Origin of the sequence: Okeania hirsuta, from assembly GCF_003838195.1 — a bacterium.
GTDB lineage: Bacteria > Cyanobacteriota > Cyanobacteriia > Cyanobacteriales > Microcoleaceae > Okeania > Okeania hirsuta.
The window spans coordinates 1-1,825 of record NZ_RCBY01000540.1 but is presented as its reverse complement, the minus strand read 5'-3'; the positions used below and the strand labels follow the sequence as shown (position 1 = coordinate 1,825).

The following is a 1,825-nucleotide window of genomic DNA, read 5'->3' as shown; positions in this document are numbered from 1 at the left end:
ATTGTTAATTATTATTATTTTTACCTCTCCCCTACTCTCTCACTTCCCTACTCCCCCGCTCAATAAAATGTAGCAAACATTTATCAAATTGGTATAAAACTCCGCCTTCTAAGTCGAAATATTTTTGGAGAGTTGCTCACACATCCCCTACTTCCCCTCCTGGGAGGGGGAGGGGCGAGGGGTGGGTTAACTTCTGACTTCTGAATTCTTACTTCTGACTTCGTTAACTCTGCCAGATACTTTCAATTTTGTGGGCGATCGCCTCAGCTTTCTGACGGCACTTGGTGGAATTTTCCTCATGCACCAATACTGTTACATGACCCAACTTTCGTCCTGGACGAGATTCTGTTTTGCCATACCACCAAACTGAAGCATTAGGAATCTGAGCTAATTGTTGCCGTTTTGTCAAGTAGTCATTTACCGCAAATTCATAACCCAACAAATTCACCATCACTGCCCCCCTAGACTTAAAAGCGGTACTACCCAGAGGTAGACCACAAACTGCCCGTAGATGTTGTTCAAATTGAGAAGTCTCACAAGCATCCAAAGTGTAATGACCAGAGTTATGAGTTCTTGGAGCAATTTCATTAATTAAAATTGTTTGATTTTTAGTAATAAATAATTCAATACCAAATACTCCCACAACTTCTAAACTATTGAGGAGAGTTTGAGCGATCGCTTGAATTTCTTTGACTAATTCTAAATTTTCATCACATACAAAAACCCGCCGACAAACCTGATTTTCTTGTTGTGTTTCTACTACTGGGTAAACTTTAATTTCACCAGTCACTGAACGAGCAGCAATAATTGCAACTTCCCGGTCAAAAGGGATAAATTCTTGAATGAAAATATTTGAATTTCTCTGATATTTTAAACTATTAATATCTTGAATAACAGAAATACCATGACCATCATAACCATGACGACGTGCTTTTAATACTAGAGGAAATTTTATTGCTTCAGCTTCTGTTTCCCACTCCCAAAATTGGGGAACAGGTAAACCTAAATCTCGTAAATAACACAACTGTTGATATTTATCTAATAAGGGCTTTAACACAGATAAATTAGGACGAAAAATTACATTTTTTTTACTCAGAAGCGACAACTCATCTATATTAATAAATTCATTTTCAAAAGTAATCACATCACAACTATTTGCTAACTGAGCAGTTGCCCGAGCATCATCAATTTCTGCCAAAATAGTATCTTTTGCTATAGATACTGCCGGGTCATCTTTTTCAGGAGTTTGAATAATTAAATCTACTCCCAATTTTTTAGCAGCATCCGCCATCATCCATGCCAACTGACCTCCACCAATGACACCCACTCGCTGAATTTTGTTTTGGTATTTTTTTGCCTTTTCAGTACTATTCATTTTGATTACAAATTCAGTTTCAACTTTTGTATTTTATAGCAGAAGAAAGAAGGAAAAAGAAAGAAGGAAGAAGGAAAAATATTGCGTTGTCTGAGTTTTCAGCTTTTGATATGTCCGCGCCCTTTGCTTCGACTGCTATAACAAAATAAAAATAGTTTTTATCAGTTTTATTAATCTATAGCAATTCTATTTCAGTTGCGGGCAAAAATATCTTTAGGAAATCGGGAGTAGGGAATAGAAAAGAACAAAAACAACTGTACCTCAGTAACTTGGGAAACGCTACATACAAAATAGGAAGCTATAAAACATTACAAATTAATTTCGTAAGTTGAACAATAATTTTCAAGAAACTTTTAGATAACTTTTACTCTTTTTTACCTAATAGTTAATAACTGATTCCCACTAGCTTCAAGTTTTAAATTTTAAATTTTAGATAATTTTTACTTTTTT

1 protein-coding gene is annotated in these 1,825 nt (G+C 35.2%); it reads right to left on the bottom strand.

Going from position 1 to position 1,825, the window contains the following annotated elements:
* Positions 1-223 precede the first annotated feature (223 nt).
* Positions 224-1,375 (bottom strand): 5-(carboxyamino)imidazole ribonucleotide synthase, encoded by a 1,152-nt coding sequence (locus D5R40_RS32630; protein WP_124145019.1) that lies wholly within the window; start codon positions 1,373-1,375, stop codon positions 224-226.
* Between the last annotated feature and the right edge of the window lie 450 nt (positions 1,376-1,825).